Origin of the sequence: Virgibacillus tibetensis (genome assembly GCF_036026595.1) — a bacterium.
GTDB classification, from domain to species: Bacteria; Bacillota; Bacilli; order Bacillales; family Amphibacillaceae; genus Virgibacillus_P; species Virgibacillus_P tibetensis.
Genome location: NZ_JARZFX010000002.1, coordinates 24,559 through 39,173, shown reverse-complemented (window position 1 = coordinate 39,173; position 14,615 = coordinate 24,559). Strand labels below are relative to the sequence as shown.

Here is a 14,615-nt window from a genome sequence, read left to right as displayed (position 1 = left end):
ATTTCCTATATCACGTGAGTTTTAGAGGTATAATTCACCTCAATGTTGCATTATACATAAATTAATGAAGACTAAACTTACAAAGGATGTGGCTCCTTGCCTAGTAAAAAGTATTATTATGTAACGGGAAATACTGCAGAGGGATTTATAAATTTACTGCCGACCAATTTAGAAGGAATTCATCAAATAATTGTATTAAATCATCCATCACATACTATCAAGACAACTATTTTAAAAGAAATTATAAAAACCTGTGAATCTGATTATACGATAGAAATACTCCTTAGTGCATTGGATGATAAGTATTTAGATGGTGTAATCATTCGAAGTAAATCAATAGCTATAATTACAGACGAAATCGATTTGCCTGAACTTTATGGAGCACTTGAACTTGATTTAAGTCTTTTTATTAAAGAAAGATCACCTGATAACAAAAATAGAAATAAAGTGAGAGAAGATGTTGTTGAGTTTACAGAAGCTGCATACAATAACTTTAAGTCCGGGTTAAAGATTCATGACAATTTGGAATCGATTTATATTAAAGAAATGGATTTTCAAAAAGCAGACCGGATTACCGCTGAATTTATAGAAGAATTACTTCATAGTGTACAAAAGAAAGACAGGAAAAGCCATGTACGGCATAGGATGTTTGGTACAAACACAGCTAGAGGTATTGTTAATGTTGTACCACAGTTGATTAAAAGTACCTCCAAGGCTTATTTCATTAAAGGTCGTGCAGGGACTGGAAAATCAACATTTATGAAAAAAATAAAGGATGCTTGTGAATATCTTGGCTTTGACGTGGATTTGTACTATTGCAGTTTCGATCCGAATAGCATTGATATGGTATTAGTTCCTGAGCTGGATTTCTGTATATTTGACAGTACTGATCCTCATGAATTTTACCCTGAAAGAGCAGAGGATATAATAATTGATTTATACGAAGAAACTGTTACACCAGGTACTGATGAAAAATATAATAAAGAAATCAGTGAGTTGAATAATAACTATAAATCTTACATGAGAAAGGGTTTGGAGAACCTTAAAACAGCAGGTGAGCATTTAGAAACAATAGAATTAACTTACACAATTAATAAGGAAGAGACAGCGGATATAGTAGATTTTATAATTAAAAGTTTCCTGTCTGAACAGTAAAAATTTGTTTTCTTATTAAAAAGCACTTGTAATTTATGTGAAAGTCGTGTAAAATTAATTAACTGAAAATTTAGAGAATGATTAGGGAGGTGGATAGGATGGTAACAGTAAAAATGCTGAAACCGTATTATATTAAAGCCGAAGAAAACCACGTGCGTATTGTTCTTGCGTATCAATATTTCTCAGTATTAATTAATAATAAAGTATATCAGTTTATACCAGTTGAAGCGAAAGAGATTCGTATAAACCGAAAATCTCAAAAAGTAGTAAACATCGATGCTAAGTTTGCCTTTCAAAAAGGAAAGGATGTAATTTACGTAACAATGGCTGAACTAATATCCATTCCCGACTTTTTATATCAATTAAACTCTATTGTTGAATCCTATTATCAATTCGATGTAGTTCTCAGTAAGGATGATAAAAATAATGAGCTTTCTGTCCTGATTGATCAACTGGAAAATCAAAACCTCAGAAGATTAATAGATAAAGCATTAGATGATAAAGATAAAGAAACTTTTTATTTGCTGACGGAATTTTTATAAAGTAAAGGAGCATTCCGGATTACTAGGTCAGGAATGCTTTTGTTTCTCCTTCTGTTCTTTTTAAAGAAAAAACAATTGAGAATTTACTCTTTATAACTTATAATAAACTAAATCGTTCTTTTAATAGAACAAGAGAGATAGAGGAGGATATCGATGTGTTAACAGTTAAAACGCTAAAAGCCTATCGTATTAAAGTTGATATTGATTATATTTACTTAAGTGTCTCCCCTCCGTACTTTACTATATTAATTGAAGGTGATGAGTATCAGTTTTTACCTATTGAGGACAAGGTCATTAAGCTTAACCGCACATCCAAAAAGATAGAAAACCTAAATGCTAAATTCGCATTTCAAAAAGACGATGAAATTATATATATAACAATGACTGAGTTAATATCGATGTCTGATTTTCTGAATCAGCTGTACTTGATAGCCAAAGATTATTACTATCAAAATACAATGGAGTATACTGCACCGGAAATTAAATGTATTGTAGATGAACTGGAACACCTGAATATTAAAAGAATGATTGATAGAGCATTGGATAACAGAGATGAAGCGGCTTTTTATACTTTGTTAAAATTATTATAAAAAAATCTACTCAAATACGTCTTGAGTAGATTTTTCAATAGTACCTTCGTCGAAGGTTATTTAAAATTCTTTAATATTTCTATAACTTTCTCTACAGTATAGCTGCTGCCGCCCCGATCTTTAGTGTCTTCTACCATCATGGCAACCAGAATATCTTGATCGTCAGTAGGATATCCGACGAACCAGCCGTTTTCTTTACCAGAATCATCATCACTAGTCAGCTTTAACTCTGCTGTTCCAGTTTTTCCTGAAATGGAAAGGTCATCGATATTAGCTATACTGGCAGTACCTTCTGTGACCACGCTTCGCAAATCGTCTAGTATTGTATGTGCTTGGTCAGCAGAAATTAATTCTTCTTTCCATATCTGGCCAGTTTCCTCACTTGTAAGTAACGTTGGTTGTATCATATTTCCGTCATTTAAGAAAGCGGTATAGGTTAATGCCAGGTGTAAAGCACTTATTTCTAATTCGCCTTGACCGTAACTTGCATTTGCTAGAGAAACTTCATCATCGATAGTACCACTTGATGAAACAGTAGATGTACTAATAGGATATTCAAATGGCATATCTTCTCCGAATCCAAAATTTTCCAACCCACTGACAAAGGCCTCATTACCCATTTCAACAGCCTTCATTGCAAAGTATATATTATCGGAACGAATCAATGCGTTAGACAGGTCTACAGGTCCACTGGATTCCGATACGCGGCGTACTTCGTAGTCTCCCCAGCCTTCACCATTACTCCAGGTCTTTCCCTGTATCTCTATACCTTCATCGGCATCGATGGTACCATTTTGGAGACCGATAGCCGCTGTTACAGGTTTTAATACAGAACCAGGAGCAAATGTAGCTGAAAAACGGTTGAGCATCGGTTCATTTTCATCGTTTTGAAGTTCTTCCCATAAGTTTTGGGTTGTACCATGTAATATTTCATTTGGATCAAATGCTGGACTGCTTACTAGTGCAAGCGTTTCTCCGGATTTAGGATCAATTGCTGCTGCTGTACCAGCATCCTCCCCGAATGATTCATATACTCGCTCCTGAACAATTATATCAATGGTTAATGTTACATTCTCGCCATTTTTCACTTCTTTTTCTGCCAGAATAACGTCTTCTTCACCATCTTTGGAAACAATAATCCTAGTTCCTTTTTCGCCTTTCAGCCGCTCTTCATACCATTTTTCTAATCCACGTTTTCCTATCATATCGTTCGGACCATATATTCCAGGTTCGGATTCTTCAATTTCTTCAGCAGTGATTTGGCCTATATTTCCAACCAGATGTGCAGCGGCCTCGCCTGAAGGATAGACGCGACCTGTAACTTCATCTATCATTACTCCGTCAACTTGAATTAATTGAGATTGCAGATCCTCATTATGAATGGTCTTTAATCGGACGAATAAATGGGGTTCAACCCAGCCTGCATTTAAAGCTGAATCTATGTTTTCTTTGGACATTCCGATAAGTCCCGCAATTTTATCTTTACTAGCCTCTGGATTGTCTCCAAGTTTTTCTGGTACGATTCCTACTTCATATACTGTAGCATTCATAGCTAAAGGCATCTGGTTTCTATCTTGAATTTCGCCTCGTATTGGTGGTTCTGTTCGTAAATTGATTTCACCGCCGTCTTTTATTTGTGGGAAAATAAATCCTGGATCCCATTGAACAAACCAGTTTTCATCATCTTCTTCGCCTTGTTTAACTAAAGTAGCTTCATATTCAAAATTTATTGGGCCAGCAATACTTTCCATTTGTACAGAGAAGGGGAAAATAGCTGTTCCTTCTTTCATCGCACTTTCCAATTGTTCTTCTTTCAGTGGTTTAAATGAAACCTCCAAGTCGGATATGGTAAGGTCCTCATAAATCTTAGCATAGCGATCCACAGATTCTTCTGCTGGATAAGTCTCTTTAGCTTCGGTACTGAACATCGCGTGCATTTTTTCAAACTCGTAATCATTCCATTGCTTTATGTAGGTATCAAAGCGCTCATTAGGTGTCACTTCATCCTCAGAGCAAGCAACGAGAAAAGCAATAAAGAATATAGAAAATAGTAGTGTGAATTTCTTCATATGATCCCCCCTAAAGTCGTAAAGCCTTTATGCTATTATACCACTTTTGAAATATAGAAATGTGTATATATAAGGAAAAGTCACCCTGACGGATTTCATTCAGGTGACTTTTCGTCAAGCATTTTAGTTGCTTATTATTTATTGCTTCGCATCCATATGGCTGTTAATTTCGGTGTTAATTCGATTGAATTCTGACTCTGGTACTACATAATACCAAATGCCACCTATGGTTTGTCCGCTTCCTGCTATTTCTATTGTCTCCACATTTTTTTGCGTGTTTCGATAGCCGCTGAATAAGGATTGTAACTTATTCATATCTAAATCGGTTTTTACGTTGCCACCCAGTATATCTAAAATATTACCAATCTTTGTAATACTTGAGAAACTGGCAGCTTCTTTAGCGGCTGCAGTAATTACTTTACGCTGTCGTTCATTACGCCCTAAGTCGCCACGCGGATCATTCTTCCGCATACGAATATAATCTAATGCCTGTTCTCCGTTTAGTGTAATCTGTCCTTCAGTGAAAGAGGTACCCCCCTGTGAGAAATTCTGATCGTTCGTGATCGTGACACCGCCTAAAGCATCAATGCCAAGTTTAAAGCCATCCATATTAACGCTGGCATAATAATGAACCGGCAGGTCGAAAGCTTCTTCAACTGTTTGTACAGACAAATCTACATCACCAAATGCGTAGGCATGGTTAATTTTATCCATTCCGCGACCAGGAATATTTACATACGTATCTCTTGGGATGCTGAGCATTGCCATGGATTCTGTTTTGGGATTTAATGACATAAGAACCATTGTATCCGAACGCCCTTTGTCACCTTCACGTTCATCAACACCCAATAAGAGAACATTAACGGAATTATTATCTTTGAAAATGGATTGGAGTTCTTTCTCACGATTTGGATCATTGTCTCTTGCCAACGGATTATGCATTGTCTCAACTGTATCTCCAACTTTATCCCACACATACAGAAGGAAGCCGCCGCCAATTAAAATAAATGCTACTAGTATTCCACCGACCCAAAAGGGCCATTTACGTCTCTTCTTATTATATCTTTTTTCTATTCTTGAACTCACACATATTCTCCTCTGTGCTAACTAACCGCTTTATCAAAATAGCGAAGTTCGCAAAAAATTATCAAATCTTGCATAAATTATATCTAACATAGGGAATTTAGTCTATTAAATTTTTAGTTTAGTACTTATTTATTATTGTCTACAGGTAGGGCGGTGATAATATAACGATCCGGGGCGCTCCCAATAAATGAAAAGGGGTAGCATGTTGTAAGTGTCAGCACCTCATCCGGGGCGGTCGGTACTATGATTGTTCGATCTTCTGCGTCTACAATATCAGTAGCAACGATCTCATAGGAAAAATTCCCGTAAGGTAGTTGAATTGTTAAGATATCTCCAATTTCCAGTTCACCCATCTGCCGGAATACGGTGTCCCGATGTCCCGACAAGACGATTTGGTCATTTTGCTGTGGATAGGCAGTTCCTTTATAATGACCTACTCCTTTTTCGAGTTCGTCTTCATGGGTCCCTTCTATTATTGGAAGCTGAGCCTCAAGCTTTGGAATAAATAAAATGCCCGCTGTGTCACCAGTTGAAGGGGAAAAATCTTCTGGTTTCGCAGCATTACCTGCGTTGTCACTATGTTTAGTACCTTGATCTAACAGCGCATGTGCTTCAGCAAGACTTTTATTTTGGGCACTTTCCGTTTTGAACCACTGGTAGCCACCAAAGCCGAGAAAGATAAAACCAGCAACTATCAATAGTACTGATAATTTTTTCATAGGAATAACTCCTTATTTTAGCAGTAAAGAAAGTATAACCATATTTCTTTCTGCATAAGTGCAACTAAGGCATCGCCCAAAGGCTTGGCGAATGCCAAGTTTTCTAATGTACCTTTTACTAAAGTATACAGAACTTTCAATTATAGTTAAAGCTGTTTTTATCTCAGGGCTTATAAAACGGTTGATTTCTCTGGTGTGATGGGTAGATTTTTTGTCCTTTACTAAGAAGAATACAATTGTTTAAAATTTGAACAATTAAAAAAGTTACCATAATAGTCAAAGAAACGGCTTATTTAATATCGTGGTTGGGGCTGGGTAATTCACCTAAAATAACTTGATTCTAAATACCTATTTTAAATCGACGTTTAATTTATTAGAAGCGCCTATAAAACTAACAAAACTAGTTGTATTTTGACAAAAGTATCTACACTAAGTACTACTTACTTGTAGTATGATAGTCTTATAAAATAAAAATTTTCTCAGTAAAAGGCAAACTCTTTGAAAAATGAGGGCGCAAAATCACAGGTCTAAAGCATTATGCCAAGATGGCTGGATTGTCTGGAGATAATATGGGGGACGGACAATGGAGAATACAGTTGAGCAAACCGCACTCGATTACGAATGGATTAACCTGCTAAAAGAAGCGAAGCATTTGGGATTAACTGTTGAAGAAATCCGGTTATATCTCTTGGAAGCGGGACAATCAGCTTAATGGTTTAATATTTATGTGCTATATATAGAACTCCTTATCTACTTTGTGGTATAATTTCCATTGAAAGAAGGTGAGGGCTTGATCGGTGAAAAAATAAAAAAATTACGTAAAGATAAAAAGATTTCTATTTCGGAACTAGCTGAAAGAGCAGGAGTAGCTAAATCGTATTTAAGCTCAATCGAGCGAAACCTCCAAACAAACCCATCGATCCAATTTATTGAAAAGATCAGTAAAGTGCTCAATGTCTCTGTAAATGAACTGATAAGAGAAGAAAGATTGAACGAAGTGGAAGATCTTGATAACGAATGGCTTAAAATTGTCCAGGAAGCTATGGATTCAGGAGTGTCCAAGGAACAATTTAAAGAATACCTGGAATTTAATAAATGGCGTATTAAGCAAGACAAATAGTTTTCTACTAACCGTGGAGCAGCATGCTTGCGGTTTTTTATTTTATCGTTTGACCGCAGAATACTTGCAACAAAATTAAACTTCTGTTCGTTTATAGGTAGGTGTCAAAACTGTTCTTCTTCGGTTAATTGGAAGGAATTGATGTGTGGAAAGGCACGCAGAAAGTTGAGGAATTTATTCATGCGTAAATACTTATATTGGCTGTTGCCTTTGGGGTGGATGGGAGTGATCTTCTACTCCTCTCATCAGCCCTATGAAAATCAGGATATAAAGCCTTTATTATCGAACACAGTTGATCTGTCTTTTCTTGAACCTTTTTTAGGTTGGATTTCGTTTACTTATCACAATTCTGTTGTAAGTATAAACACACACGGAGTTGATGGATTTATTGAATTTTTCATGCGAAAGGGTGCTCATGTTGCCGTATTTTTCCTGTTGACATCTTTATTTTATGTAGCTTTTATGAAATCAACAGAAATTAAGGTCACAACTGCTGTTATAATTTCCTTTTTACTAACAGTCGCATATGCTATTTTAGATGAAGTTCACCAAGGCTTCACACCGAATCGAACACCATATGCTGGAGATGTGATTTTGGATAGTTTTGGTGCTTTGATTGCTGTTATTCTTATTTTGGTTATTCGATATTTCAGAAAAAAATCTGCTCTAAAAACGACAGGAAATTTATAGTTGCTACGTATAATGTAGATGAAGAGATGATTTGCTATTAAAAATTCTTAAAACGACAAACTTCGACAACACTTTATAAAGTAATATGATATAGTACTATTTATCTATAGGCTTATTGTAAATAACACTTTAAAAGGACGGGGAATTGATGGGTGAGCAAGAAAAATATAAGTATATGCTGAAGAAAATTATTGATGAAACAGAAAGTCATAAGATTCAATCCTCCGAAGAATTAATTAAAACGTTGATCAACGAGTTAACTCACGGCAGTGTAATTGTCAATAAAACAACACAATCCCAATCATAAGACAATAGAAGAGAAAACCGCATTTCTTAAGCAAGAAGTGTGGTTTTTTGTGTTTTTGGGGAAATATAAAGTAAGTGTTTTGATAAAGAAGAAAGGAGTGGACGATTTGTTAGGCTATTTACAACGGCTTGGAAAGTCCTTAATGCTGCCAATAGCGATGCTGCCAGCGGCTGCATTACTTTTACGTCTTGGAGCGGATGATGTTTTTGATCTCCCATTTGTTTCAGCAGCAGGTAGTGGTATTTTAGATAATCTGGGTCTTATTTTTGCAATTGGTATTGCAATTGGGTTTTCAAGAGATGGAAATGGGGCAGCAGCATTAGCTGGTGCTGTTGGTTATCTTGTGCTCGAGGGTGGCTATCGAGCGATTAATGAAAACCTGGACATGGGTGTATTTGCGGGAATAATAGCTGGTTTAGCCGCAGGGCACTTATATAACAGATTCCATGATATTCAACTCCCTGAGTTTTTAGCGTTTTTTGGTGGAAAACGTTTTGTGCCAATTGTTACATCTGTCACAATGGTAGTGGCAGCTGGAATTATTGGACTTTTCTGGGGTCCTGTACAGAATGGGATTAATGCGTTAGGGGATTGGTTTATTACAGGCGGTGCTGTTGGTGTGGGGGCATATGGATTCTTTAACCGGCTTCTAATTCCAATTGGATTGCATCACGTTATAAATACATTAATCTGGTTTGACTTCGGTACCTTTGTTGATGCTGCAGGTAATACGTGGAGAGGAGAAATTAACCGATTCCTTAAAGGTGATCCATCAGCAGGTTTTTTCATGGCAGGTTACTTCCCTATCATGATGTTTGGGTTGCCGGCAGCCTGTCTGGCAATGTATGTGACAGCTAAGAAACACCGTAAAGCAGCAGTTGGAGGATTTTTGGCAAGTATTGCATTTACGGCATTTTTGACAGGTATTACAGAACCGATCGAGTATTCGTTCATGTTCTTATCGCCTATATTGTATGGTGTACATGCTTTACTGACTGGGTTATCTATGGTGACGGCATATTGGCTTGACATACGCCACGGATTTGGATTTTCGGCGGGTGCTATTGATTTCTTTCTTAATTATGGAATTGCTCAACGACCACTATTACTATTACTGCAAGGATTAGTGTTTGCTTTAATCTATTTTGTAGTCTTCACTTTTCTCATTCGAAAACTAAACTTGAAAACTCCTGGTCGTGAAGATGAGGATGAAGATTTTGTAGAGGAAACGGATCAAACCGGTACACCTACTAGTGGTAAAGGTGCGAAAGATTATGATGGGAAAGCATATCATTATTTAAACGCGCTTGGAGGGCCGGAGAATATTAAATCCCTTGACTATTGTGCTACGCGTTTGCGCCTGCAAATAAATGATATGGATAAAATTGATGAAAAATCTCTAAAGCGTCAAGGAGCACATGGGGTAATGAAAGTTAACAAAAGGAATCTGCAGGTTATTGTTGGAACGACAGTGGAATTTTTGGCTACTGCCATAAAAAAGCGTATGGATAACAACAATATACAAAAACCAGTACAGGATACGTCTGAGACTAGTCAAGAGGAGCGGGCAGCTGGTTTAACTTCTGATAATTTCCTGATGCCTGTACAAGGAAGACTTTTGTCTATTACAGAGGTACCAGACCAAGTATTTTCACAAAAAATGATGGGGGATGGCTTTGCAGTTGAACCTGCAAACGGAACATTTATTTCACCAGTAGATGGAGAGATCTTGAATGTATTCCCTACTAAACACGCGATAGGGATCCGTTCTTTGACTGGACATGAAATACTGATTCATATTGGTTTGGAAACAGTAAAGCTTAATGGACAAGGGTTTGATATCCATGTTAAAGAAGGAGATACCGTAAATAAAGGAGATGTTATTGCAGAGGTGGACTTAGCTTATATCAAAGAAAATGCTTCTTCAGCAATTTCACCGGTTGTATTTACGAATTTAGAGGAAGATAAAAGACTTCTATTAACTCACTTAGGAAATGTTGATGCTGGAGCAACAAATATTATTGTAATAAAGTAAAACAGTGGGAGGTTGGGGCAAAAGAGGAATTATGCAGGAAAATCCGAACATTAACGCCTGAGCAAATGTACCGCTTCGGCAAAATACTTCGCTTTTTAGTGGGCACGACTTCAGCTAACTGTGTGAAGAAGAGCACTTCACACAGTGGATCTTCAGCTCGTGCTGTTCCCACAGGAGTCTGCGTATTTTGCCTACGCTAAGTTCCGATTCTCATTCTTCCCATTTAGCTATATCCCAGCCTCTTTCTAAATAGACAAGTTCTATACTCTATGCTACTTTTGATTGGAGCCAGTTTTTGTTGAAAGGATTGAGTGCTTTTGCAAAAGGTTATCCCAATTTATATAAAAAACGTAACTATTTTTACGGAAGAAAATGTTATTGAAAATGGGTCTGTTTTATTAATGGATGGTAAAATAGCAGAGATTCATACGAAAGAAACATCCAATTTACCACAGAATGTTCACGTGATTAATGGTAAATCGCTGAATTTAATTCCAGGCTTCATTGATGGTCATATCCATGGTGCGAATGGTGCTGATGTAATGGATTCAACTGAAGCTGCATTAGATACCATGGCTTCTGTCCTGCCTGAAGAGGGAACTACGAGCTTTCTGGCGACTACGATTACACAATCAACGGAGGCAATTAATCATGCGTTGGAGAACGTAGCAGCGTATGAAAACAAGGCTGGTTATGCTGAAGTGCTTGGTGTACATCTGGAGGGGCCTTTTATAGAAAAGAGCAAGGCTGGAGCGCAGCCAGTGAGCTACATAATGGAACCATCTATTGAGCAGTTTGAAGAATGGCAGAAAGTGTCTAATAATAAAATAAAAACAATAACAATGGCCCCAGAGCATGATCCGGAAGGGGTGTTTATTAGACATCTGTATAAAAATGGTGTAAATGTTTCGGCAGGCCACACGAATACGGATTTTGCCGGTATGAAAAAAGCAGTGGCACACGGTGTTCGGCAAGTAACCCATATATGTAATGCCATGACAGGGATCCACCATAGGGACATAGGGGTAGTTGGAGCTGCCTTTCACTTACAGGAACTTCGCGCTGAACTGATTGCGGACGGAATTCATGTTACACCTGAAATGCTGCAGTTAATTTATACGAACATGGGAAAGGAACGTTTATTATTAATTACTGACGCCATGCGCGCGAAATGTCTGAAATCCGGGGATTATGAACTAGGTGGACAGCCGGTCACTGTAACGGAAGACAGGGTAGTACTGGAAGATGGTACTTTAGCCGGGAGTATATTAAAAATGCATGAAGCAGCACAGCAAATGCTTCAGCTAAAAGGAGTGTCTATAGAGGATATTATTGAAATGGCCTCTATTAATCCAGCGAAGCAGCTGGGGATTTTCTCGACAAAAGGAAGTATATCGGTAGCAAAAGATGCCGATCTTCTATTAGTAAATGATCAATTAACTATTCAATATACAATTTGCCGTGGTGTAATGGCTTTTGAAAGGGAGTAAACAGATGGAAATTATTAAGGTGAAAGATTATCAACAAATGAGTGAGAAGGCTTGTCAGCTTTTAAAGGACAAGATACAAGAACGGGAACAGCCAGTCATTGGTTTGGCCACTGGGTCTACTCCAGAGGGATTATATCAATGCTTAATTGAAAAGTATAAGCGTAATGAACTATCGTTTAAAGATGTAGTAACATTCAACCTGGATGAATATGTTGGCTTGGAAAAGGACGATCCAAACAGCTATGCGTATTACATGAATGAAAAGCTATTTAAACACATTGATATTTCAAAAGAACATGCTCATTTACCAGGTGGAGTTACAACAGATCTGGAAATAGAATGTCAGGATTATGAAAAACTGATCCGAGATGCAAAGCATGTTGATGTTCAGCTATTAGGACTTGGTGTGAATGGCCATATCGGTTTCAATGAACCAGGAACAGCTTTTACCAGTAGAACACATGTTGTAAATTTGGATGAAACGACAAGACAAGCTAATGCACGCTTTTTTAATTCTATTGATGAGGTACCAACAAAAGCTATTACAATGGGAATCGATACCATCATGGAAAGTAAAGAAATTCTTTTACTCGTATCTGGTGAGAGCAAATCAGAAGCGGTCGCCAGATTACTACAGGGAAAGGTTTCCGAAGACTTCCCTGCCTCTATTTTACAGGAACACAATCGTGTAACCATACTGGCTGATGAAGCCGCACTGTCAAAGGTGTAAAGGGAGCGAATGCCCTTTACTACTGGCACAGCAATAAAAAACCATCATGCCTGGCATGATGGTTTTTTTGTTACGCCTCAGACGTATTATTGACATCAATCTCTATATAAGCAGTATCTTTCTCCGTTATTTCAGCCTGATCACTGGTCAGGTCTACTATCCAATCCTTAAAAGCATTTTCATCTCCCGTTTTAACAAAAACTATTAATTCCACATTATCCAAATAATTAATAGAATCCAATATATATTCGGAATTACGCAGGACATTCTCCAGTTTACCGAGCAGTGTATAGTCAATCGTAATAGAGAAACCCTGCATAAGTTGTCTTTTTACAATGCCGGTTGTTTGGATGGCTTGTGATGTTGTACTGCCGTATGCCCGTATTAAACCACCAGCCCCAAGTTTAATCCCACCGAAATAACGCGTAACAACGACCGCGGTATCTTTTAATCCTTGTTTCTTTAAGACTTCCAGCATTGGTACGCCGGCAGTACCACTTGGTTCTCCATCGTCGTTTGCTTTTTGTATTTGATCATTTTCACCAATAATATATGCGGAGCAATTATGGTTCGCGTCATGATGTCTTTTTTTAATTTCCTGAATAAAATGCTGGGCAGCTTCTTCACTTTCAACACGCCGTATGTAACCGATAAACCGTGACTTTTGTATGATGATTTGATCTGAACCTTCCTTTTTTACGGTAAAATAAGTTGCTAACATCTTGCAATTAACCTCCCAAAAGAACATTATAGTATATAGGGGATCCTTGATAGAATAGCTTTTTCAACCTCGATAATAGATTTCAGGATAAAATTTCCTGTAACTAATTAAAAAGACCCTGTGAAATTTAACAGTTTATACGTATAATTATATCATAGGTTGGTGGGAAACTATGGCCCAAAAGATAACTGAAACTGCACTTGATCATGTGATTAAAGAAATGGTTGAGGTAGTTGAAAACAGTAAAGACGAAATATTTAACATCAGCGAAGAGGCTCGGAAGGAACATGAACACCTTGTACGAGATCTCAAAGAGACAAAAGAAAAAGTCATTCAGCATATTGAAGATGGCGACCAGCTAGAACAAAAAGTCAGGTTTTCCAGACAACGACTAGCAGAAGTAAGTAAATTCTTTGATCGCTATACTGAAACAGAGATTCGGGAAGTATATGAGAATACCCATGCAATGCAAACAAATCTGGCTATGTTGCGTCAAGAGGAAAAAGGATTGCGTGAAAAGCGGGATGACTTAGAAAGAAGGTTGGTTACGCTGAGTCAAACGATTGATCGCGCTGAAGGTTTAGCCGGGAAAATCTCTGTAGTCCTCAATTACTTACACGATGACTTTCGACAGGTGAACGAAATGATTGAAGAAGCAAAAGAAAAACAGGAATTTGGTTTAAAAATCATTGAAGCACAGGAAGAAGAACGCAGAAAAATATCAAGGGAAATTCACGATGGTCCAGCTCAAATGCTTGCAAATATCCTTTTGCGCTCTGAACTTGTGGACAGAACCTTCCGCCAAAATAATGTAGAACAAGCATTGCTTGAGATTAGAAATGTGCGTAAGATGATTCGCTCTTCCTTATATGAAGTACGTCGAATAATATATGATTTAAGACCAATGGCATTAGATGACTTAGGTTTAATACCAACACTGAAAAAATATGTTGCAACGATTGCAGACTACAATAATACTGCAATTGAATTCTCATCAATCGGAGAAGAGGTTCGATTAAATCAGAAATATGAAGTTGCCTTTTTCCGGTTAGTTCAGGAATCATTACAAAACGCGATTAAGCATGCAGACGCATCTTTAATCCAAGTTAAGCTTGAGATCTGTAAAAGTAATTTGACCATGTTGATTAAAGATAATGGAAAAGGCTTTGATACAACAACAAAGAGAGATAAGTCGTTTGGCTTAATTGGAATGCGTGAACGGGTTGAGATGCTTGATGGTAAGCTGAGCATCGAGTCAACAGTAGGTAAGGGGACCTCAATATTTATAAAGGTTCCACATGTCCTTACATAAATTGAACTTCATGCAAAAGTAACCGATAAAAAAAGAAACGGTCATCTAT

Annotated in this window: 15 protein-coding genes and 1 riboswitch; of the genes, 11 read left to right on the top strand and 4 right to left on the bottom strand. The window is 37.4% G+C overall.

The annotated features are described in order from the left end of the window. Positions 1-96 precede the first annotated feature (96 nt). The 3 genes from QGM71_RS05120 (at position 97) to QGM71_RS05110 (ending at position 2,287) form a co-directional block, all read left to right on the top strand. Positions 97-1,155: a hypothetical protein gene (locus QGM71_RS05120; protein WP_327606456.1), complete on the top strand. Its 1,059-nt coding sequence runs from the start codon at positions 97-99 to the stop codon at positions 1,153-1,155. A 98-nt stretch (positions 1,156-1,253) separates the two neighbouring features. After that, positions 1,254-1,697 (top strand): IDEAL domain-containing protein, encoded by a 444-nt coding sequence (locus QGM71_RS05115; protein WP_327606455.1) that lies wholly within the window; start codon positions 1,254-1,256, stop codon positions 1,695-1,697. Positions 1,698-1,852: 155 nt separating this feature from the next. Beyond that, the gene (locus QGM71_RS05110; protein WP_327606454.1) at positions 1,853-2,287 is read left to right on the top strand and encodes an IDEAL domain-containing protein; all 435 of its coding nucleotides are present in this window, start codon (positions 1,853-1,855) and stop codon (positions 2,285-2,287) included. A 56-nt stretch (positions 2,288-2,343) separates the two neighbouring features. Here the strand turns inward: QGM71_RS05110 and QGM71_RS05105 are convergent, their stop codons facing one another. The 3 genes from QGM71_RS05105 to QGM71_RS05095 all read right to left on the bottom strand — a co-directional run bounded on the left by QGM71_RS05105 (position 2,344) and on the right by QGM71_RS05095 (position 6,161). Further along, positions 2,344-4,356, bottom strand: coding sequence for a penicillin-binding transpeptidase domain-containing protein (locus QGM71_RS05105; protein WP_327606453.1), 2,013 nt, complete (start codon positions 4,354-4,356; stop codon positions 2,344-2,346). 138 nt (positions 4,357-4,494) lie between these two features. After that, a complete protein-coding gene (locus tag QGM71_RS05100; RefSeq protein WP_327606452.1) occupies positions 4,495-5,442 on the bottom strand; it encodes an LCP family glycopolymer transferase in 948 nt (315 codons plus the stop codon). Between the two features lie 125 nt (positions 5,443-5,567). Further along, a complete protein-coding gene (locus QGM71_RS05095; protein ID WP_327606451.1) occupies positions 5,568-6,161 on the bottom strand; it encodes a class D sortase in 594 nt (197 codons plus the stop codon). Between the two features lie 478 nt (positions 6,162-6,639). Further along, positions 6,640-6,723, top strand: a riboswitch (cyclic di-GMP riboswitch). Positions 6,724-6,744: 21 nt separating this feature from the next. Here QGM71_RS05095 and QGM71_RS05090 point away from each other — a divergent pair. The 7 genes from QGM71_RS05090 to nagB all read left to right on the top strand — a co-directional run bounded on the left by QGM71_RS05090 (position 6,745) and on the right by nagB (position 12,533). Beyond that, positions 6,745-6,873, top strand: coding sequence for an anti-repressor SinI family protein (locus tag QGM71_RS05090; protein ID WP_327606450.1), 129 nt, complete (start codon positions 6,745-6,747; stop codon positions 6,871-6,873). 78 nt (positions 6,874-6,951) lie between these two features. Beyond that, positions 6,952-7,281: a helix-turn-helix domain-containing protein gene (locus tag QGM71_RS05085; RefSeq protein ID WP_327606449.1), complete on the top strand. Its 330-nt coding sequence runs from the start codon at positions 6,952-6,954 to the stop codon at positions 7,279-7,281. A 180-nt stretch (positions 7,282-7,461) separates the two neighbouring features. Further along, positions 7,462-7,971, top strand: coding sequence for a VanZ family protein (locus tag QGM71_RS05080; protein ID WP_327606448.1), 510 nt, complete (start codon positions 7,462-7,464; stop codon positions 7,969-7,971). Positions 7,972-8,119: 148 nt separating this feature from the next. Beyond that, entirely contained in the window at positions 8,120-8,278 is a 159-nt protein-coding gene (locus QGM71_RS05075; RefSeq protein WP_327606447.1) for a hypothetical protein, read from the top strand. 106 nt (positions 8,279-8,384) lie between these two features. Beyond that, positions 8,385-10,313, top strand: coding sequence for an N-acetylglucosamine-specific PTS transporter subunit IIBC (gene nagE / locus QGM71_RS05070; protein WP_327606446.1), 1,929 nt, complete (start codon positions 8,385-8,387; stop codon positions 10,311-10,313). Between the two features lie 317 nt (positions 10,314-10,630). Beyond that, entirely contained in the window at positions 10,631-11,803 is a 1,173-nt protein-coding gene (gene nagA / locus QGM71_RS05065; protein WP_327606445.1) for an N-acetylglucosamine-6-phosphate deacetylase, read from the top strand. A 4-nt stretch (positions 11,804-11,807) separates the two neighbouring features. Next, positions 11,808-12,533: a glucosamine-6-phosphate deaminase gene (gene nagB, locus QGM71_RS05060; RefSeq protein WP_327606444.1), complete on the top strand. Its 726-nt coding sequence runs from the start codon at positions 11,808-11,810 to the stop codon at positions 12,531-12,533. 70 nt (positions 12,534-12,603) lie between these two features. Here the strand turns inward: nagB and QGM71_RS05055 are convergent, their stop codons facing one another. Next, positions 12,604-13,254, bottom strand: a complete 651-nt coding sequence (locus tag QGM71_RS05055) for a YigZ family protein (RefSeq protein WP_327606443.1) — start codon at positions 13,252-13,254, stop codon at positions 12,604-12,606. Positions 13,255-13,426: 172 nt separating this feature from the next. Here QGM71_RS05055 and QGM71_RS05050 point away from each other — a divergent pair, with 172 nt between their 5' ends. After that, the gene (locus QGM71_RS05050; RefSeq protein WP_327606442.1) at positions 13,427-14,566 is read left to right on the top strand and encodes a sensor histidine kinase; all 1,140 of its coding nucleotides are present in this window, start codon (positions 13,427-13,429) and stop codon (positions 14,564-14,566) included. Positions 14,567-14,615 lie beyond the last annotated feature (49 nt).

Coding starts and splice junctions, on each gene's coding strand:
- QGM71_RS05115 (WP_327606455.1), top strand. CDS start 1,254: ATGGTAACAGTAAAAATGCTGAAACCGTATTATATTAAAGCCGAAGAA.
- QGM71_RS05105 (WP_327606453.1), bottom strand. CDS start 4,356: ATGAAGAAATTCACACTACTATTTTCTATATTCTTTATTGCTTTTCTC.
- QGM71_RS05095 (WP_327606451.1), bottom strand. CDS start 6,161: ATGAAAAAATTATCAGTACTATTGATAGTTGCTGGTTTTATCTTTCTC.
- QGM71_RS05090 (WP_327606450.1), top strand. CDS start 6,745: ATGGAGAATACAGTTGAGCAAACCGCACTCGATTACGAATGGATTAAC.
- QGM71_RS05080 (WP_327606448.1), top strand. CDS start 7,462: ATGCGTAAATACTTATATTGGCTGTTGCCTTTGGGGTGGATGGGAGTG.
- QGM71_RS05075 (WP_327606447.1), top strand. CDS start 8,120: ATGGGTGAGCAAGAAAAATATAAGTATATGCTGAAGAAAATTATTGAT.
- nagB (WP_327606444.1), top strand. CDS start 11,808: ATGGAAATTATTAAGGTGAAAGATTATCAACAAATGAGTGAGAAGGCT.
- QGM71_RS05055 (WP_327606443.1), bottom strand. CDS start 13,254: ATGTTAGCAACTTATTTTACCGTAAAAAAGGAAGGTTCAGATCAAATC.
- QGM71_RS05050 (WP_327606442.1), top strand. CDS start 13,427: ATGGCCCAAAAGATAACTGAAACTGCACTTGATCATGTGATTAAAGAA.